The organism is Bradyrhizobium sp. CCBAU 25338, assembly GCF_028128965.1.
GTDB classification, from domain to species: domain Bacteria; phylum Pseudomonadota; class Alphaproteobacteria; order Rhizobiales; family Xanthobacteraceae; genus Bradyrhizobium; species Bradyrhizobium liaoningense.
The window spans coordinates 140,514-159,693 of the sequence record NZ_LFKY01000038.1 but is presented as its reverse complement, the minus strand read 5'-3'; the positions used below and the strand labels follow the sequence as shown (position 1 = coordinate 159,693).

General features: G+C 65.5%; 20 protein-coding genes. 17 read left to right on the top strand and 3 right to left on the bottom strand.

Features of this window, described 5'->3' with window-relative positions:
• Positions 1 to 78: 78 nt before the first annotated feature.
• From ACM42_RS20945 to ACM42_RS20930, 4 genes are all read left to right on the top strand, one after another.
• The gene (locus ACM42_RS20945) at positions 79 to 948 is read left to right on the top strand and encodes a DUF6869 domain-containing protein (protein ID WP_271529705.1); all 870 of its coding nucleotides are present in this window, start codon (positions 79 to 81) and stop codon (positions 946 to 948) included.
• Positions 949 to 1,053: 105 nt separating this feature from the next.
• On the top strand, positions 1,054 to 1,974 hold the full coding sequence (locus tag ACM42_RS20940; protein WP_271529704.1) for a metallophosphoesterase: 921 nt from the start codon (positions 1,054 to 1,056) through the stop codon (positions 1,972 to 1,974).
• Positions 1,975 to 2,041: 67 nt separating this feature from the next.
• Positions 2,042 to 2,491 (top strand): tol-pal system-associated acyl-CoA thioesterase, encoded by a 450-nt coding sequence (gene ybgC, locus ACM42_RS20935; RefSeq protein WP_194389883.1) that lies wholly within the window; start codon positions 2,042 to 2,044, stop codon positions 2,489 to 2,491.
• A gap of 93 nt (positions 2,492 to 2,584) precedes the next feature.
• On the top strand, positions 2,585 to 3,052 hold the full coding sequence (locus ACM42_RS20930; RefSeq protein ID WP_271529703.1) for a nuclear transport factor 2 family protein: 468 nt from the start codon (positions 2,585 to 2,587) through the stop codon (positions 3,050 to 3,052).
• Positions 3,053 to 3,237: 185 nt separating this feature from the next.
• Here ACM42_RS20930 and ACM42_RS20925 read toward each other — a convergent pair whose 3' ends face one another.
• Entirely contained in the window at positions 3,238 to 3,948 is a 711-nt protein-coding gene (locus tag ACM42_RS20925; protein ID WP_271529702.1) for a type 1 glutamine amidotransferase, read from the bottom strand.
• Positions 3,949 to 3,987: 39 nt separating this feature from the next.
• Complete coding sequence (locus tag ACM42_RS20920) at positions 3,988 to 4,914, bottom strand: LysR family transcriptional regulator (RefSeq protein ID WP_135165624.1); 927 nt, start codon at positions 4,912 to 4,914, stop codon at positions 3,988 to 3,990.
• A gap of 151 nt (positions 4,915 to 5,065) precedes the next feature.
• Between ACM42_RS20920 and ACM42_RS20915 the strand changes: the two genes are divergently transcribed.
• The 9 genes from ACM42_RS20915 to ACM42_RS20875 all read left to right on the top strand — a co-directional run bounded on the left by ACM42_RS20915 (position 5,066) and on the right by ACM42_RS20875 (position 14,020).
• The gene (locus ACM42_RS20915) at positions 5,066 to 6,022 is read left to right on the top strand and encodes an N-carbamoyl-D-amino-acid hydrolase (RefSeq protein WP_271529701.1); all 957 of its coding nucleotides are present in this window, start codon (positions 5,066 to 5,068) and stop codon (positions 6,020 to 6,022) included.
• A gap of 39 nt (positions 6,023 to 6,061) precedes the next feature.
• Complete coding sequence (locus ACM42_RS20910; protein WP_271529700.1) at positions 6,062 to 6,889, top strand: ABC transporter substrate-binding protein; 828 nt, start codon at positions 6,062 to 6,064, stop codon at positions 6,887 to 6,889.
• The gene (locus ACM42_RS20905; protein WP_239627195.1) at positions 6,886 to 7,743 is read left to right on the top strand and encodes an amino acid ABC transporter permease; all 858 of its coding nucleotides are present in this window, start codon (positions 6,886 to 6,888) and stop codon (positions 7,741 to 7,743) included. Before ACM42_RS20910 ends, ACM42_RS20905 begins: the two co-directional genes overlap by 4 nt.
• Entirely contained in the window at positions 7,740 to 8,504 is a 765-nt protein-coding gene (locus tag ACM42_RS20900; protein WP_271529699.1) for an amino acid ABC transporter ATP-binding protein, read from the top strand. Before ACM42_RS20905 ends, ACM42_RS20900 begins: the two co-directional genes overlap by 4 nt.
• A 16-nt stretch (positions 8,505 to 8,520) precedes the next feature.
• The gene (locus ACM42_RS20895) at positions 8,521 to 9,336 is read left to right on the top strand and encodes an ABC transporter substrate-binding protein (RefSeq protein ID WP_271529698.1); all 816 of its coding nucleotides are present in this window, start codon (positions 8,521 to 8,523) and stop codon (positions 9,334 to 9,336) included.
• Entirely contained in the window at positions 9,323 to 10,207 is an 885-nt protein-coding gene (locus ACM42_RS20890) for a polysaccharide deacetylase family protein (RefSeq protein WP_271529697.1), read from the top strand. Before ACM42_RS20895 ends, ACM42_RS20890 begins: the two co-directional genes overlap by 14 nt.
• Positions 10,204 to 10,854, top strand: a complete 651-nt coding sequence (locus tag ACM42_RS20885; RefSeq protein WP_271529696.1) for an aspartate/glutamate racemase family protein — start codon at positions 10,204 to 10,206, stop codon at positions 10,852 to 10,854. Before ACM42_RS20890 ends, ACM42_RS20885 begins: the two co-directional genes overlap by 4 nt.
• 212 nt (positions 10,855 to 11,066) lie before the next feature.
• Positions 11,067 to 12,650 (top strand): ABC transporter substrate-binding protein, encoded by a 1,584-nt coding sequence (locus ACM42_RS20880; RefSeq protein WP_271529695.1) that lies wholly within the window; start codon positions 11,067 to 11,069, stop codon positions 12,648 to 12,650.
• Entirely contained in the window at positions 12,647 to 14,020 is a 1,374-nt protein-coding gene (locus ACM42_RS20875) for an amidohydrolase family protein (RefSeq protein WP_271529694.1), read from the top strand. Before ACM42_RS20880 ends, ACM42_RS20875 begins: the two co-directional genes overlap by 4 nt.
• 195 nt (positions 14,021 to 14,215) lie before the next feature.
• Here the strand turns inward: ACM42_RS20875 and ACM42_RS20870 are convergent, their stop codons facing one another.
• Positions 14,216 to 15,130 (bottom strand): LysR substrate-binding domain-containing protein, encoded by a 915-nt coding sequence (locus ACM42_RS20870; RefSeq protein ID WP_271529693.1) that lies wholly within the window; start codon positions 15,128 to 15,130, stop codon positions 14,216 to 14,218.
• Positions 15,131 to 15,403: 273 nt separating this feature from the next.
• Between ACM42_RS20870 and ACM42_RS20865 the strand changes: the two genes are divergently transcribed.
• Genes ACM42_RS20865 through ACM42_RS20850 form a run of 4 tightly spaced genes read left to right on the top strand, consistent with a single transcriptional unit; the run spans position 15,404 to position 19,177 of the window.
• Entirely contained in the window at positions 15,404 to 16,438 is a 1,035-nt protein-coding gene (locus ACM42_RS20865) for an ABC transporter substrate-binding protein (protein ID WP_271529692.1), read from the top strand.
• Between the two features lie 23 nt (positions 16,439 to 16,461).
• Positions 16,462 to 17,502, top strand: coding sequence for an ABC transporter ATP-binding protein (locus ACM42_RS20860; protein WP_271529691.1), 1,041 nt, complete (start codon positions 16,462 to 16,464; stop codon positions 17,500 to 17,502).
• Positions 17,499 to 18,374 carry an ABC transporter permease gene (locus ACM42_RS20855; protein WP_271529690.1) on the top strand — a complete coding sequence of 292 codons (876 nt, stop codon included), beginning with the start codon at positions 17,499 to 17,501 and terminating at the stop codon, positions 18,372 to 18,374. The genes ACM42_RS20860 and ACM42_RS20855 overlap by 4 nt, the downstream gene beginning before the upstream one ends.
• Complete coding sequence (locus tag ACM42_RS20850; RefSeq protein WP_271529689.1) at positions 18,371 to 19,177, top strand: ABC transporter permease; 807 nt, start codon at positions 18,371 to 18,373, stop codon at positions 19,175 to 19,177. The genes ACM42_RS20855 and ACM42_RS20850 overlap by 4 nt, the downstream gene beginning before the upstream one ends.
• Positions 19,178 to 19,180 lie beyond the last annotated feature (3 nt).

Sequence of the window (19,180 nt, the reverse complement as noted above, 5' to 3'; positions counted from 1 at the left end):
CGCCGGTTCAATCCCATCACTAATCCGATGCGCGGCGCACGGCATCGCCGCTCTCGCACACGGATTGGAGTGGGAAGAATGGGGCTGACGGACGACGCTGGATTGCTCGAGGTCATCGCGGCTGCGCCGCAGCTGCAGACGCCTGATGAGACCGAGGCGTTCCTGGACCCGATGCCGCTCGCTGAGCTGGCGTCGATGTGGTGCGCGCTTCAACGCGTCAGCCGGCGCGACCAGGTCGGCAGCATCTGGGCCTTGAAACTCTATTTCGATCGTCTGCCGCACCGCCGGCCGCAACAGGCGCTCGAGCTCGTGCTGGAGGTGCTCACGACCGAGGCGGACAAGCCGACCGTGATGCAGCTCAACGACAAATTCCTGCTGGCGCTGCTCTACGCACACGGCGAGGAGGTGATGGCGCGCATCGAGCACGAGGCCGGGCACAATGACCGGTTGCGCTGGTTGCTCGGTGGCGTGCATGTCGATCCCGACGACCCCTTGATGTCACGTGTTGCAGGACTTGCCGACAGCAAGGCCTGGCAGGCCGATCACCTGGCGCAGCGCACGCCGCGCGAGCTGCTCGATTTCGCCAACATGTCGACCGCCAGGCTCGCGCGCGCCTGGGTCGAGCAATATTCCAAATCGGAGCGCGACCAGGACGACAATCTGTTCGCGATCATGGATTTCGAGCGAGACCTGCGCGAGGACGATCCCGACCGAATGATCGACCTGATCCTGGAGATCCTGAAGATCGAGGCCAATCCGGTGTTGCTGTCGCTGCTGGCCGCAGGCCCCCTCGAAGATGTGATCAGCACCGGCACGATCGACCGCATCGAGCGTGAGGCGCGTGTCAATGAACGTTTTCGCGATCTGCTTGGCGGTGTCTGGTACTACCGGGCGTCGGACGAATTGAAGACGCGGCTGGATGCACTGGTCGGCGAGAGCCGCTGGTGATGCCTGTGCAGGCGTCTGCACGCGGATGCAGACGATCTGCACGAGCGCATCCCAATTCCGCTTCAATCGCATCGCATCGAGGAGCTGTATCGGAAACGAGCTTCCATGATCACGCGCCGTCATCTCATCCGTTCCATCGGCGGCCTGTCCGCCCTCGGCGTCTCGACCGCCGCCTATGGCGTCGGCGTCGAGCCGATGCTGCGGCTCCGCGTCACCCGCTATCATCCGGCGCCGCGGCAATGGCCGGCGGATCTTCCGTTGAAGATCGCCGTCATCGCCGACCTGCACGCCTGCGATCCCTGGATGCCGCTCGACCGGGTCGCGGCCATCGTCGACCGCACCAACGCGCTGAACGCCGACCTCATCGTGCTGCTCGGCGATTATGTCGCCGGCCTGCATCAGGTCACGCGCATCATTCCGTGCAGCGAATGGGCACGCGTGCTGGCTGGCCTCAAGGCGCCGCTCGGCGTCCACGCCGTCATGGGCAACCACGACTATTGGGATGACAGGCTCGTGCAACGGGCCGGGCAGGGGGTGACCGTCGCGCACCGCGCGCTGGAAGCGGCCGGCATCCCCGTCTACGAGAACGACGCCGTGCGCCTCACCAAGGACGGCCGCCCGTTCTGGCTCGCCGGACTCGGCGATCAACTCGCGTTCCTGCCGGCGCGCCGGTTTCGCGGCATGGCGCGGTTCGGCGCCGACGATCTCAGCGCGACGCTCGCCAAGGTCACGGACGATGCGCCCGTCATCCTGCTCGCGCATGAGCCCAATATCGCGCCGCGCGTGCCGGCGCGTGTCGCGCTGCAACTGTCCGGCCACACCCATGGCGGCCAGGTCCGCCTGCTCGGCTGGTCCCCCGCGGTGCCGCCGCAGGATGGCGTCCGCCTCGCCTATGGTCATGTCAGGCTGAAATGCGACGTCATCATCTCCGGTGGCCTCGGTTGCAGCATCATGCCGCTCCGCGTCGGGGTGCCGCCGGAGATCGTCGAGGTGAGGCTGGGGCAGACCGCGCCGGTTGTGTCCTAACACGCTTGCGCGGACCGCGGTTTTTGCGCAAAACGGGCCGACAGCGACAAGCGAAGAGGCTCACGACGTGACTGCCCATCTGGACGGCGAGATCCGCGACGGCCGCCACCACATGCAGGTCCGCGTCTATTACGAGGACACGGATTTCTCGGGGATCGTCTATCACGCCAACTATCTGCGCTACATGGAACGTGGACGCACCAATCATCTCAGGCTGATGGGCGCCGAGCAGCAGGCGCTGTTCGAGCAGGTCGAGACGGAGGGCGCAGGCTTTGCCTTCGTCGTCCGCTCGATGCATCTGGATTTTCTCAGGCCCGCGCGAATGGACGACGTGCTCGACGTCGTGACCTGGCCGGTCGCGGTGAAGGGGGCGTCCATCATGCTGGCGCAGGAGGTGCGGCGCGGCCACGATGTGCTGGTGAAGGCCGAGGTCCGCGTTGCCTTCATCAGCGGCGGTCGCGCCCAGCCGATTCCGAAGTCGATACGCACGCTGATGAAGGCTGATCTGATTTCGTGATCGCCCGATAAGTGATCGCCTGATTTGTGGTGGCCTATCGACTCCGCCAATCGGGGCGATAAATTCACGGCCCGATCAACCGATGAGGCCATCATGTCGCGCCCGCCGCTTCCACCCTTCACAAGAGAGACCGCCGCGCAGAAGGCGCGCATGGCCGAGGACGCCTGGAATTCACGCGATCCGGTGCGTGTGTCGCTCGCCTATACCGAGGACAGCCGCTGGCGCAATCGTTCCGAGGTGTTTCAGGGCCGCGAGGCCATCGTCGCGTTCCTCACCCGCAAATGGGAGAAGGAGCAGGACTACCGGCTGATCAAGGACCTCTGGGCCTTCGACGGCAACCGCATCGCGGTGCGCTTCCAGTACGAATGGCACGATGCCGGCGGCCAGTGGTATCGCTCCTACGGCAACGAGCAGTGGGAGTTCGACGAGCACGGCCTGATGAAGCGGCGTGAGGCTTCCATCAACGACATCGCGATCGCGGAGAAGGATCGCCGGTTTCACTGGCCGGCGCCGGGGCCAAGGCCTGCTGACGTGGCGGGGCTGGGGACGGATCCGTTCTGAATTCTACCGGCGGCCTGCTTCACCCTCTCCCCTTGTGGGAAAGGGTGCCGAGCGAAGTTCGGCGGGTGAGCGGTCTCTATCCTCACGAACAGTCCAGCGAGTGGATAGAACCCCTCATCCGGCGCTTCGCGCCACCTTCTCCCGCAAGGGGAGAAGGGAAGAGTCGGCCGACGCGGGCACTGCAATCAAACGGTGCGCCTCGCCAGGAACCTCGTGATCGCGCCACCGAGCTTCGCATTATCCATCGGCTCCGCCAGCGACGCCCTCGCCGTGGCCACGACATCCTCCGGCACCTTGCCGTCGCGCAACTCGCAGCAAACTTCCGCGAACGCTACATCGAATTCCGGATGCGGCTGCACGGTCAGCGTCGTGCCGTTGGCGTAGAGCAGGCCGGCATGCGGGGTGAAGTCGGACGAGAGGATCGTCAGCGCGTCGCTCGGGGCCTCGATCACCTGGTCCTGGTGCGAGCAGGGAATGGCGATTGTTTCGCCGTCGATCACGCCGTTCTCCGGCAGCACCTGATAAACGTGCCGGCCGATGCCCCAGCCCTTCTCCGATTTTCGAACGACGCCGCCGAGCGCCTGCGCGATCAACTGATGGCCGAAGCAGACGCCGACCATCGGTGTCTGGTTGACGTAAGCTTTGCGCACGAAATCCTCCAGCGGCGCCATCCAGGCCAGCTCGTCATAGACGCCGGCGGCCGCGCCGGTGATCAGGATGGCCTCGACCTTGCGTGGGTCGGGGAGCGCATCGCCATTCGGGATGCTGATCACGTCGACCGTGGCTGTGGGGTCCGCGGCGCGGATCATGCGCGCGAACATGTCGGGAAACGAGCCGTGGCGTTCGCGATGCTCTCGAGGAACGAGCCCGGTCTCGATGATCGTGATGCGTGCCATGTGCGCCTCGGGTAGAAGGTTGCGCGTGTGATCGCAAGCTCAGTCGCTTTCTGCCCCATGTTGCTGGTGCGGCGCTGTGCGCTCGAGCAGCGCGCTCTCCTTGCGGACCTCGTTGAGAAAGGCCTTTGCCAGACGCGACAGCGGCTCGGCTTCCGACCACAGCATATAGGCGACCGCCTGCGTCGTCGGTGTGAACGGACGAACGACGAGGCCGCTGCCGCCGTTCTGCCGCGGTGAGAACGGATCGACCACCGCAGCGCCGACGCCGGCGGCCGCGAGCACACAGGCCGTGTTGCAGTAGCGCACCTCGACAGTCGGACGGAACGGCGCACCGGCGCGGGCAAAGCTGTCGCGCACGGCTTCGCCAAGCCGCGTGCCGCGCTCGAGCCCGATGAAGGGCAGGCCGGAAAGATCGGACGCGGATATCACCGGCCTGTCGGCGAGCGGATGCTGCGGCGGCACCACGCACACCATCTCGCCGGTATGCACCACCTCATGCGCGATGCCGGGATGATGCGTCAGCCCGAGGGCGAAGCCGAGCTCAGCGACGCGGCTGAGCACGCCTTCGATGATGCCCTCGTAGCGGCGCACGTCGAAGAACACGCGCGTCTCCGGGCGACGGCGCAGGAAGCCTGACAGCGCGGAAGGGATGATGCTGTAGGCGAGCGGCGGTGTCGCCACGATGGCGAGATGTCCGGAGCGGTTCTCGCGCAGATCGCGCACGCGGTTCTCGAGCTTTGCGTGCAAGGCGAAGATCGCTTCGCTCTCCTTGTAGAGCGCCATTGCTTCGGCGGTCGGAAACAGCCGGTTGTTGACGCGCTCGAACAGCGCGAAGCCGGCCTGCGCCTCCATCGTCTTTAGCGCGTTGCTCACCGCGGGCTGCGACAGCGCCAGTTCGTCCGCCGCCGCAACCGTGGTGCGGTGGCGGATGACGGCGCGCAGAATCTCGAGCTGACGCAGGTTCATATCACTGCCGATTATACTCAGGGCCAAAACATCATAGCAGAGCGAATTGATTTTGTAGCCCCGCTCGCCCGTAATGGCGGCGGATCTGCGCGTCGTATCAAAGGGTTCATTCGCCCATTGAGGCAGCACTGCGCATAGATTGGAGGCAAACTTGGTTCGTGTCCTTCGCGCCGCCGCCGCTCAGATGGGGCCGACGCAAAAAGCCGATACGCGCGAGCATACGCTGTCGCGGATGCTCGACATGCTGGAGGAGGCGGCCGGCCGCGGTGCGAGCCTTGTGGTGTTTCCCGAGCTTGCCTTCACCACTTTCTTCCCGCGCTGGCTGCTCGAAGGCGAGGCTCTCGACCAGTATTTCGAGCGCAGCATGCCGAACCCGGCGGTGGCAAGGCTGTTCGAGCGGGCGCGTGCGCTCCGCGTCGGCTTCTATGTCGGCTATGCCGAGCTGACGCCGGACGGCCGGCGCTACAACTGCTCTATCCTGGTCGATCGCGACGGTGAGATTCTCGGCCGCTACCGCAAGGTGCATCTTCCCGGGTCGGTCGAGCCGCGTCCGGGCGCGCGCTACCAGCAGCTCGAAAAGCGCTATTTCGAGTATGGCGATCTCGGCTTTCCCGCCTTCCGCGCCGGCTCGTCCTGGGCCCACGCCATCATGGGCATGATGATCTGCAACGATCGGCGTTGGCCGGAATCCTGGCGCGTGCTCGGCCTGCAAGGCGTCGAGCTCGTCTGCATCGGCTACAATTCGGCGGCCTATGATCCAAATGGTGGCGCCACCGAAGACGGCGCGTTGCGTACCTTCCACTCGACGCTGGTGACGCAGGCCAACGCCTACATGAACGCGACCTGGGCGATCTCGGTGGCCAAGGCGGGCGAGGAGGACGGCTCCGGGCTGATCGGCGGTTCCTGCATCGTCGATCCCAACGGCCGTATCGTCGCGCAGGCCCAGACGCTCGCGGACGAGGTGATCGTCGCCGACATCGACCTCGACCTCTGCCGCCAGGGCAAGGACAAGATGTTCAATTTCGCCGCCCACCGGCGGCCCGAGCAATACAGGGTGATTACCGAGCGCGCCGGCGTCATCGAGCCGGCCGTTCTCGACGCGGATTGATTTCACACGGTCGATCGCGGCGTTGGCAAAGGAGCTGACATGACACGCCTCTCGCATTTGCTTGCCTTCGCAGCGTTGGCTGCCGTGACGTCGGCGCAGGCGACCGAGCTTCCGGCGGAGATCAAGCAGGCCGGCACGCTGAAGCTCACGGTCAATTCCACCTACGCGCCGATGGAATATCGCGATCCCGCGACCAACGAGCTGGTCGGGCTAGATATCGATCTCGCTAAAGAGCTCGCCAAGCGGCTTGGCGGGCTGAGGATCGTCTGGAGCGAGACGCCGTTCGCCGAGCTGATCCCCTCGCTCCAGACCAAGCGCGCCGATTTCATCATCTCCGGCATCTCCGATCGCGCCTCGCGGCGCGAGACTGCCGATTTCGTCGACTACCTCGCAACCGGGCCGCAGTTCTTCGTGATGGCCGAGAGCGGGGCCAAGGATGCGACCGATCTCTGCGGCAAGAAGGTCGGCACCACCCGCAGCACCAGCTTCCCGGTCGAGATCGAGAAGTGGAGCAAGCAGAATTGCGAGCCAGCCGGCAAGCCGGCGATCCAATATGTTCCGGGCGAGAACTCGATCGACGTCCGCAACCAGCTCAAGCAGGGCCGCATCGACGCCGCCGTGCAGGGCAGCGAGACGCTGCCCTACGCGCAGACGCAGGAGCCCGGGAAATACCGCGTTGTCGGCGAGCCCTTCGCAAAGGGCTATCAAGGCATCATGTTCCGCAAGGACGATGCGGCCCTGCGCGAGGTCGTGACGGAGAAGCTCGCGACGATGATCGCCGATGGCACCTACAAGGCCATTCTCGACAAATGGGGCTTAGGTGCCAACGCTGTCGCCCAGCCCATGCTGAACGCGGCGCCGCAATGAAGCCGGCTCCGGCACTCGCGGACGGATTTCCCGATCTGTCGGGAATGCAGATCGCGCGCGAGCCGCACTGGTTTCGCTGGTTCAGCGCGGCCCTGATCGTCCTCGTGCTGGCGGCGATTGCGCGCGCGTTCGCGGCCGGCCAGATCGAATGGTCCTATGTCGGCCGCTTCCTGACCGCAAAGGTCATTCTCGAAGGCATCGTCAACACCATGGTGATGGCGGTGCTGGCGATGGCGCTCGGCATCGTGCTCGGCATCGTCGTCGCGATCATGCGGCTGTCGCCCAATCCGGTGCTGAAGACGGTGGCGGCCGGCTACACCTGGCTGTTTCGCGGCACCCCGCTGATCCTGCAATTGCTGCTGTGGTTCAATCTCGCGCTGGTGTTTCCGACCATCGGCATCCCCGGCCTGTGGTCCGCACGCGCCGTCGACGTCATGACGCCATTTCTCGCCGCCTTGCTTGGGCTCGGCATCAACCAGGGCGCCTACACCTCGGAAGTGATGCGCGCCGGCATGCTGTCGGTCGATATCGGGCAATATGAAGCGGCGCAGGCGATCGGCATGGGGCGGCTGCGCGCGCTGCGCCGCATCGTGCTGCCGCAGGCGATGCGCGTGGTGATTCCGCCGCTCGGCAACGAGTTCATCGGAATGGTGAAGGCGACCTCGCTCGCGAGCGTGATCCAGTATCCCGAACTGCTCCACAACGCCGAGAACATCTACTACGCAAACTCCCGCGTCATCGAGCTCCTGATCGTCGCCGGGCTCTGGTACCTGCTCGTGGTCTCGATCCTGACCCCGCTCCAGATGCTGCTCGAACGCCGCTTTGCGCGCGGCACATTGCGGCTTGCGCGATGACAAGACCCCTCGTCGCGATCCGCTCCGTCAGCAAGAATTTCGGGGAGTTCCAGGCTCTCAAGAACGTCTCGCTCGACGTCTGGCCCGGCGAGGTGATGTGCCTGATCGGCGCCTCCGGCTCCGGCAAGACGACGCTGCTGCGCTGCATCAACCAGCTCGCCACGATCGATGCCGGCGGCATCTGGCTCGAGGGCGAGCTGCTGGGCGTGCGCGAGCAGGGCGGACGGCTGCGTCGACTCACCGAGCGCGAGATCGGCCGGCAGCGGCTGAAGACCGGCATGGTGTTCCAGCGCTTCAATCTGTTTCCGCACAAGACCGCGCTGGAGAACATCACCGAGGGCCCGATCCAGGTTCAGGGGCGCAAAGCCGATGAGGTGCGCGCGGAAGCGATCGAGCTGCTCCGTCGCGTTGGGCTTGCGGCCAAGGCGGGCTCCTATCCGGCACAACTCTCCGGTGGTCAGCAGCAGCGCGTCGCGATCGCGCGGGCGCTCGCCATGAAGCCGATGCTGATGCTGTTCGACGAGCCGACCAGCGCGCTCGATCCCGAACTCGTCGGTGAGGTGCTCGCGGTGATGAAGGAACTGGCGAAGAGCGGCATGACCATGATGGTGGTCACGCACGAGCTCGGCTTCGCGCGCGAGGTCGCCGACCGCGTCGTCTACATGGACCAGGGCGCGATCGTCGAGCAGGGGCGTGCGTCCGACGTATTGGGCGCACCGCGCGAGGAGCGCACCAAGGCATTTCTATCGGCTGTGATCTGAGACAGGGGGCGTAGTGATGAAGAGACTTTTGGTTGCGACGGCATTCCTGGGCGCCATGCATGCGTCGGCGATGGCGGCTGAATTGCCGGCGGAGATCGCCAAGCGCGGCAGCCTCAAGGTCGCGCTGGTGCCGAACTATCCGCCGATGGAGTTCCGCGATCCCGCCACCAACGCGCTGTCCGGCTTCGACATCGATCTCGGCGAAGCCATCGGCCGCAAGCTCGGCGTCAAGATCGAATGGCAGGAGACGAGCTTTGCCGAATTCATGCCGTCGATCTCGACCGGGCGGGTGGACGCCATCCTGTCCGGCTTCACGGACTATGCCAGCCGGCACGAGGTCGCGTCCTTCGTCGATTACTTGCGAAGCGGTCCGCAGTTCTTCGTGCAAGCGTCGCGCAAGGCCGAATTCAAGGATGCGGTGGCGCTCTGCGGCAAGAAGGTCGGCGCGAGCCGCCGCACCATGTTTCCGGCGCAGATCGCGGCCTGGAGCGAGAAGAATTGTGGCAGCAATCCGATCCAGTTCGTCGGCACGGACGGCTCGGCCGACGCGCGCACCCAGCTCAGGCAGGGCCGCATCGATGCCGCCGCCCAGGGCAACGAGACGCTGCCCTACATCATGGACCTCGAGCCCGGCACCTACGCGACGGTGGGCGAGCCCATCGCGCAGCAATTCACCGGCATTGCCCTGCCGGCAAAGGAGAAGGCATTGCAGCAGGCCATGCTCGAAGCGGTCGACGCGCTGATCGCTGACGGCACCTACAAGACCCTGCTCGCCAAATGGAAACTGACTGACAACGCACTCGAAAAGGCGACCATCAATGCTGGACAGTAAGGCACTCCAGAGCATCCCGCTCGTTCCGGCCAACACTGCGGATCCCGCGCCGGAATATCCCTGGCCCAGGCCGTACACATCCGCGATGTTCCTGTCGTTCGACGTGGACGCGGAGAGCGCCTGGACCAGCAAGGACGCGATGCATGCGCAGCGGCTGATCACCATGAGCTATGGCGGCTTTGAGGCGCGCGTCGGCACGCCGAAACTGCTGGAGCTGCTCGACCAGCTCGATCTCAAGGCGACGTTCTTCGTCACGGGCTGGTCGGTCGACGCGCATCCGGCGATGGCCGAATCCATCCTCAAGGCCGGCCACGAGATCGGCCATCACGGTTATCATCATCTTCTGCCGGACCCCGGCGATCCCTGGATCGAGGAGGAGCTGGAGCGCGGCTTCGAGGTGCTGAAGCGCCGGCTCGGCGTCAAGCCGACCGGCTATCGCGCGCCCTACGGCGAGTTCACCGAGGAGCTGCGCGTCGCATTGGTGCGCCACGGCATCGTCTACACGTCCTCGTTCCGCGACGACGTCAGGCCCTATCGCCATCGTCTCGCCGACGGCAAGCCCGGCACGATCGAGCTGCCGGTGACGGCGAGCTATGACGATTGGATGCACGGCCTGTCCGCGCGTTTCAGCCCGCGCTCGATCTTCCCGAAAGAGCATGTGCTCTCGATATGGAAGGACGAGCTCGACGAAGTTCGCGACTGGGGCGCGATGGTGACGACGGTGCTGCATCCGCAATGCAGCGGCCGTCCGATGCGGCTGCGGCTGCTGCGCGAGTTCCTGACCTACGCAAAGTCGTGCCCGGATGTCTGGATCACGACCGGCGAGAAGATCGCGGAAAACTTCCTGCGCCACGAGGCCGGCAACCGTTGACCCGCATCCTCGTCATCAATCCGAACTCCTCCGCATCGGTGACGGCGGCGATCGACGACGCGGTCGCGCCGCTGCGTATAGCCGGCGGACCTGAGATCGAGGTGGTTGGCCTTGCCGAGGGGCCGCCGGGCATCAGCTCGCAGCGCGATGCCGACAGCGTCGTCATGCCGCTGGTGAACCGCGTCACGCGCGACGATGCCAATGCCTTCGTGCTCGCCTGCTTCAGCGATCCCGGCTTGCATGCGGTGCGCGAGGCGGCCGGCGGGCGCCCGGTGCTGGGTATCGCCGAATGCGGCATCTTTCGCGCGCTGATGCTGGGCGAACGTTTTGGCGTCATCGCGCTGTCGCCGTCGAGCATCCGCCGCCAGCAACGCATGGTGCGGGTCATGGGCGTTGACAGCCGCTATGCCGGGAGCTGGTCGGTCGGCGCGAGCGCGGCGGAGACGGCGGGTGGGGACATCCGTGGTCGCCTGATCGAAGCCGGCCGCGCCCTGGTCACGCAATGCCGCGCCGATGTGGTGGTGATGGGCTGCGCCGGCATGGCCTCGCACCGTGCGGCGATTGCGGAAGCGATCGGCGTGCCTGTGCTCGAGCCGGCACAGCAGGCCGTCGCGGCCGCGTTGGGCGCGGTCTTGTTGAACACGTGAGAAGAAACGATGCAGTTCGACTTTTTCACATTGCTCGGGCCACGTACTCGCTGCACCTCTCCCGCGCGCGGGAGAGGTCGGCGCGTAGTGCCGGGTGAGGGCTCTTTCCTCTTGGGGGTCCTCGCTTGCGGAGACACCCTCTCCCCAACCCTCTCCCGCAAGCGGGAGAGGGAGCGCACCTCCGCTATGGTCAAATCAGGAGCTCTCAACTAGTGCCTATCTCCCGCCGTTCGCTGCTCAAGGCAGCCGCCGCCGTGCCGGCGCTTTCATTGCCGGGCGTCGTGCGTGCCGAATCTCAGACCACGCTGCGCTTCATTCCCGTGATCGACCTTGCCTTCGTCGACCCGATCTATTCCACCGCGCAGGTGTCGCGAAACCACGGCTTCATGGTTTACGACACGCTCTTTGGCATGAGCTCCTCGCTCCAGGTCTCGCCGCAGATGCTGTCGGGCCATGTCGTCTCCGCTGACGGGCTGCAATGGGATCTCACATTGCGCGACGGCCTGTTCTGGCACGACGGCGGGCGCGTGCTCGCGCGCGACTGCGTCGCCAGCATCCGCCGCTGGGCCGCGCGCGACGGCTTTGGCGGCGAGTTGTTGGAGGCGACGGCCGAGCTGCTGGCTGCCGACGACCGCACCATCCGTTTTCGCCTCAAGCGCCCGTTCCCGCTGCTGCCGCAGGCGCTCGGCAAGGCCGCGATCAATGCCTGCTTCATGATGCCCGAGCGGCTGGCGAGCCAGGATCCGTTCAAGCCGCTGACCGAAGTGATCGGCAGTGGCCCGTTCCGCTACCTCGCCGACGAGCGCGTGCAGGGCGCCCGCAACGCCTATGCCAAATTCGAGCGCTACCAGCCGCGCACCGACGGCAGGCCGGATTGGACCGCGGGTCCGAAGATCGTGCACTACGACCGCGTGGTCTGGACCACCACGCCTGATGCCGGCACCGGCGTCGCCGCGCTCCAGACCGGCGAGCAGGATTGGCAGGAGACCACACCGCATGATCTGTTGCCGGTGATCAAGGCTGCCGGCGACATCGAGACGCGCATCCTCGATCCCCGCGGCTACGCCTGCATGCTGCGCCTCAATCACCTGCAGCCGCCGTTCGACAATCCCGCCATCCGGCGCGCCCTGCTCGGTGCGATCGACCAGTCCGCGTTCATGACCGCGGTCGCCGGCACCGATCCCGCCTTCCAGGTCTCGCCGATCGGCTTCTTCGCGCCCGGCACGCCAATGGCGAGCGACGTTGGCCTCGATGCGTTGCGTGGCCCGCGTGACTACGCCAAGGTCAAGGCCGATCTCAAGGCCGCCGGCTACAACGGCGAGAAGATCGTGGTGCTCGTCCCCACCAATTCGCTGGCACAGAAGCCGCTCGGCGAGATCGCGGTGGACAGCTTGCGCAAGGCCGGCATGAACGTCGAATATGCAGGGCTCGATTTTGCGGTGGTGCTGCAGCGCCAGCTCAAGAAAGATCCGATTGGGCAGGGCGGCTGGAGTGCGGCGGTCGGCAACTGGCAGGGCATCGACTGGCTCAACCCGGCCGGCAACACGAACATCCGCGGCGAAGGCAAGGTCGCCGGCTGGTATGCGAGCGAGAAGATGGGGCCCTTGCGCAGCCAGTGGCTGGCGGCCTCCGAGCTCGCCGAGCAGCAGCGCATCTGCCGCGAGATCCAGGCGGTCGCGTTCGAGGAAATCCCCTATATTCCGATCGGCCTGTACAAGCAGCCGACGGCCTATCGCAAGGCCATCACCGGCATTCTCGACGGCACCGCCGTCTTCTGGAACGTGCGTCCCGCATGAGCACCACAGCAATTTTCGGCAGCTATGTGCTGTCACGGAAAGACGGCGCGCAGGATGTGCTGCGCGACCATTGGGTCCTGGTTGAGGGCAAGCGGATCGCGGCAATCACGCGCGACAGGCCAAGCGCGGACCAGGTCTATGATCGTCCCGGCCGCTTCGTGCTGCCGGGCCTCCTGAACCTGCACAATCACTGCTTCTCCGAGGCGGTCGCGCGCAGCCACACCGAAGACGGCAACGGCCGCAAGAACAACCAGAGCATCGTCTATACGGTGCTGCTGCCGCTGACCAAACGCGGCGCCGAGATCTTGTCGGCGGAAGAGCGGCTCGCGGTGGCGCGGCTCGGCATCCTCCAACTCCTGAAGGGCGGCGCCACCACGGTGATGGAGCCGTTCCGCAATTCGATTCCGGAAATGTTCAACGCGGCGGAGGAGATGGGCATCCGCTTCTACGGCGCGCCCTATCTGTTCTCCACATCCGACGCCAAAGCAGGCCCGGACGGCGTGGTGCGCTATTCCGGCGATGACGGCGCCACGGACATGTCGACCTGGGATGCGCTCTACCAGCGCTGGCACAATCGCGGCGACGGCCGCATCAGCCTTGCGATGAGCCCGCATGCGACCGACACCTGCGGCCCCGATCTCCTGAAGGCCTGCGCGGCGCGGGCGCGCGAACTCGGGGTGCCCATCACGACGCACATGGCGCAGAGCCGCGCCGAGGTCGAGACCATCGGCAAGCGCTATGGCGGCCGCACGCCGGCGCAATATCTGGACTGGCTCGGCCTGCTGGCGCCCGACCTCATGGCGGCACATTGCATGTTCAGCAGCGACGACGACCTCAAGCTGATGGCTACGCGTGGCATGACCGTGCTGAATTGCCCGCGCGTCTTCGCGCGCGCCGGCATCACCGCTGCCTTCAGCCGCTTCGCCGAGCACGGCGTGCGCACCGTGGTCGGCACCGATGGCTACAACATGGACCTGCTCGGCGAACTCAATGCCGCCTCGCTGATCTCAAAGATCACCTCGGCGCGTCCCGACGTCGCGAACTCGCCGGAGCTGATCGAAGCGAACACGGCTGTCGCCGCCGCCGTCATCAAGCGCCCGGACCTCGGGCGCATCGAGCCGGGCGCCACCGCCGATCTCACCGTTGTCGACCTCACCCATCCGCATCTGCAGCCGCTGTTCGATCCCCGCCGCGCGCTGATCGCGCTAGCCAACCGTGCCAATATCGATCAGGTCATGGTCGACGGTCGTGTGCTGATCGATGCCGGCCGCTATCTCGGCGCCGATGAGGCGGCGATCATCTCGGCCGGCACCGCCGCGATCGGCAAGATCTGGGACCTGCCGGAAGCGCAGGCCGCGTTCAACGGCTGATCGCTTTTTTGGCGCATGATCGTCGCCCCGAGGAAAGTGCGCTCCCTCTCCCGCTTGCGGGAGAGGGTAGGAGAGAGGGTTCTCTCAGCACAGGGGCACTCCCAATGAGGAGAGAGCCCCCACCCGGCGCTCCGCGCCGACCTCCCCCCGCAAGCGGGAGAGGTTGCAGCGAGCCCGGGGCGAGAGTGATTCAACTCAATGCGTTTCGGCGGCGTCCTCGAATTCGACCAACGCCTTGCGCATGGTTTCGACCAGATCCAGCGCCACCGGCGACGGACTGCGCTGTGCCGGAAAGACCGCCGAGAATTCGAAGTCGATGCGCGGCAGGAAACGTCTCACGACAACACCGCGCGTTGCAAACTCCTGCGCGGTGAAGGGATCGCAGATCGACACACCGAGTCCCGACGACACCATGCCGCACATGATCTCCGACAGTGTGGTCTCGACCCTGAGCACGCGACGGACGTCGTGGCGGTGGAAGACCTGGTCGACGAGGTGCCGGCTCGACGACCCCGCCGACAGCGAGATGAAGGTCTCGCCCTCGAAATCGCGCGGTTCCAGCACGTCCTTCTCCGCGAGGCGATGGCCGGTCGGCAGCACTGCGACGCGCGCCAGTGCCGGCAGCCGCTGGCTCGGCAGGCCGGAATGGGCGATCGGCACCTCGGCAAAGCCGATGTCGCATTGGTTGTTCAACACCCAGTCGACGACGATCGGCGAGATCACGCCGAAGAAGGCAAGGTTGAGGTTGGGCCGCTCCATCAAGAAATGCCCCGCGAGCCGCGGCAGATAACCGTTCGACAGCGCCGGCAGCGCGGCGATCCGCAGCGAGCCGGTGCGCCGGCCGCGGATTTCTTCGGCAGCAGCGGTGATGCGCTCGAGACCGACGAAGGAGCGCTCGACCTCGGTATAAAGCGCCATCGCCGCCGCGGTCGGGACCAGTCCGGTGCCCCGTCGTTCAAACAGCTCCATCTTGAGAAGCGCCTGGAAGTCGCGCAGCAGCCGGCTGACCGCAGGTTGTGTCACCACCATCAATTTTGCCGCCTCGGTGACGCTGCCGGTCAGCATCGTTGCCCGGAAGGCCTCCACCTGCCGCGAATTGATCCGCGCCATCCCCACAATCCAATCATAACATTTCGGCATGCAGAGGGTGCCATTATTCATTGGACGATGGAAGTATAGGTTGCGATCTTTTTCATCAGAGCTGGAGACAGCCCGCTTTTTCGGCAGATTGGAGGGGTTCAAACCTCCAGATCGCGCCAAAACCCGCCGAGCAGGGGCCGGAGCCCTGATCGGAGGGGATTTGCGCGGAAGGAAATGCGGCAGGCGCTTCGGCCGGAGACTTGTCGGCACGTCACCTCATTCCGGTATTGGAGATCGGTCCATATGAAGACTCTTCGCCTTCTGACAGCGGTCAGCATCGCGGCGCTCGTTGCCGCCCCGTCGGTCGCCTCGGCCCAGCAAAAGACCCTCTATGTTGCCGGCTACGGCGGCTCGTTCGAGAAGACGATCCGCGACGAGGTGATCCCGGCCTTCGAGAAGGAGAACGGCGTCAAGGTCGAGTACGTCGCCGGCAACTCCACCGACACGCTGGCGAAACTCCAGGCGCAGAAGGGCAATCAGCAGATCGACGTCGCCATCGTCGATGACGGACCGATGTACCAGGCGATCCAGCTCGGCTTCTGCGGCAAGCTCGACGGGCTGCCGGCCGATCTCTACGACACCGCCCGCTTCAAGGACGATCGCGCGGTCGCGATCGGCATCGTCGCGACCGGCCTGATGTACAACACCAAGGTGTTCAAGGAGAAGGGCTGGGCGCCGCCGACCTCGTGGAACGATCTGAAGGACACGAAATACGCCAAGCAGCTCGTCATCCCGCCGATCAACAACACCTACGGCTTGGAGGCGCTGGTGATGCTGTCGAAGATGAACGGCGGCGGCGAGACCAACGTCGATTCCGGCTTCAAGATCTTCAAGGAGCAGATCAATCCGAACGTGCTGGCCTATGAGCCGTCGCCGGGCAAGATGACCGAGCTGTTCCAGTCCGGCCAGGCCGTGATCGCGGTTTGGGGCACGGGCCGTGTGCAGAGCTTCGCCAATACCGGCTTCCCCGTCGACTTCGTCTATCCGAAGGAAGGTGCCGCGACGCTGCTGACGACGGCCTGTCCGATCAACAAGACCAACGCTTCGCCGCTCGCTGCGAGCTTCGTCAAGATGCTGCTCGATCCCAAGATCCAGCTCGTGATGCTGAAGGACTACGGCTACGGCCCGGTGCTGAAATCGCTGGTGATCCCGCCGGAGCTCGGCAAGATGGCGCCGATCGGCGAGCGCGCGGCCAAGCTCTACAATCCGGACTGGACCGTCATCAACGACAAGCGCGAGGAGTGGACCAAGCGCTGGAATCGCGAGGTCGAGCGCTGATCGGTCGCGGCGGAGACAGCGTCATGGCCTATCTCGAGCTCGATCGGGTCGCAAAGCAGTTCGGCGCGCAGACTGTGGTCGACGACTTCAGCCTGTCGGTGGGGAAGGGGGAGTTCATCTCCTTCCTCGGCCCGTCCGGCTGCGGCAAGACCACGACATTGCAGATGATCGCGGGCTTCCTCGACCCCACGCGCGGCGCAATCCGGCTGGAAGGCAAGGACCTGACCGCGGTTCATCCGGCCAAGCGCGGCCTCGGCATCGTGTTCCAGAGCTACGCGCTGTTTCCGCACATGACGGCGGCAGAGAACGTCGCCTTTGGCCTCGAGATGCGCAACGTGCCGCGCAGCGAACGGGCCGAGCGCGTTCGGGCCGCGCTGGCGATGGTGGGGCTCGCCGGCTACGAGGACCGCCATCCGCGCCGCATGTCCGGCGGCCAGCAACAGCGCGTAGCACTGGCGCGCGCGCTGGTGATCAAGCCGAGCGTGCTGCTGCTCGACGAACCGCTGTCGAACCTCGACGCAAAATTGCGCGAGGAGATGCAGATCGAGCTGCGCCAGATCCAGCGCACCATCGGCACCACCACGATCCTGGTCACGCACGACCAGAACGAGGCGATGTCGCTGTCCGACCGCATCGTGGTGATGAGTCAGGGCAAGATCGAGCAGATCGGCACGCCGCAGGAGACCTATGAAAGGCCGGCATCGGCTTTCGTCTCGCAGTTCCTGGGCAAGACCAATGACTTTGCCGCAACCATCGACCGGACCGCGACGCCGGCGCGGCTGGTGGCGGGCTCCTGGAGCGCGCCGGCGCCGGCTGGCTTCAACGGTGTCGTCACCGTCAGCATCCGCCCGGAGCGCATCGGTTTTGGCGATGTGGGGCTCAGTGCCAAGATCATCACGCGCATCTTCCAGGGTAATCATTGGCTGTTCCAGTGCGAGAGCGAATGCGGCCCGGCGATCGTGATTCGCCAGAATGACGGCAAGGCCCAGCCTGGCGAGGGCGACGCCGTTCGCCTGTCCTGGCGTTCGGAGGACATGAGCGTGCGCGCGGGGGCTGGCGCATGAGCGCGGTCGCGCAGGAACGCAGCGCGCGTGCGCCATGGGCACTGACGGCGCCCGCCTTGATGCTGTTCGTCGGCGTGCTGCTGATTCCGCTGGCGATGACCGTGATGCTGTCGTTCCACGATTGGGGCCAGTACAAGGGCATCGAGCCGGTATTCATCCTGAAGAATTGGCACGAGATCGCGACCGATCCCTACTATGCAGAAATGTTCTGGCGGACGTTTCGCGTCGCGATCCTGACGACACTCCTCACTGCCGTGTTGGGCGCGCCCGAAGCCTACATCCTCAACCGCATGAGCGGCCGCTGGAAGAGCTTTTTCCTGCTCGTCATCCTTGGGCCGCTGCTGATCTCGGTGGTGGCGCGCACGCTCGGCTGGGCGCTGCTGTTTGGTGGCAACAACGGCCTTGTCAACAAGCTTCTGATGTCGCTCGGGGGCATGCGCTCCCCCATCCCCTTCATGTTCACCGAGACGGGAATGATTGTCGCGCTGGCGCATGTGATGATGCCGTTCATGGTGCTGTCGGTGTGGGCCGCACTCCAGCGCCTCGATCCGCAGATCGAGAATGCCGCGATGTCGCTCGGCGCGGGCCCTGCGACTATCATCCGCCGCATCATCATGCCCCAGATCCTGCCGGGCGTGCTGTCGGGTGCCATCATCGTGTTCTCGCTCTCGGCCAGCGCCTTCGCGACACCGGCGATCATCGGCGGCCGACGGCTCAAGGTCGCGGCGACGCTCGCCTATGACGAGTTCCTCAACACGCTGAACTGGCCGCTCGGCGCCGCGGTCGCAACGCTGCTGCTGGTCGCGCTGGTGCTGATCGTCGTCGGCAGCAACGCGCTGATCGAGCGCCGCTACGCGGAGGTGTTCCGATGAGCCGGAACGGCCCGCTGGCGCTGATCTTCCATGCCATCTTCGTCATCGTCATGGTGGCGCCGATCCTGGTGGTCTGCCTCGTCGCCTTCACGCCGGAAGGCTTCCTCTCGTTGCCGACCAACGGCTTCTCGCTGCGCTGGTTCAGGACGATCGCGAATTATCCTGAGTTCATCCACGCCTTCTGGGTCAGCCTCGGACTCGGCGCGCTCTCGTCCCTCGTCGCGCTTCTGTTCGCGGTGCCGGCGGCGCTGGCGATCGCGCGCTATCGCTTCCGCGGCCGTGATGCGCTCGCGGCACTGTTCCTCTCGCCGCTGATGATCCCGCATGTCGTGCTCGGCATTGCCTTTCTGCGTTTCTTCACATCAGTTGGCCTCGGCGGCAGTTTTGCCGCGCTGATCATCGCGCATGTCATCATCGTGTTTCCGTTCGCGCTGCGGCTGACGCTGGCGGCGGCAACCGGCATGGACCGAACGGTCGAGATGGCCGCGGTCTCGCTCGGCGCCGGCGGTTGGACATTGTTCCGCCGCGTGACGCTGCCGTTGATCCTGCCCGGCGTCATCAGCGGCTGGGCGCTCGCCTTCATCCAGTCCTTCGACGATCTCACCATGACCGTCTTCCTCGCGGCACCCGGAACCGAGACGTTGCCGGTGCGCATGTTCCTTTATATCCAGGACAACATCGATCCGCTGGTGACGTCGGTCTCGGCCTGCGTGATCGCGATCACCATGACCGCCCTCATTCTGCTCGACCGCTTCTACGGGCTCGACCGTGTGCTCGCAGGCAAGGGCGATACGGGACGATAGGAG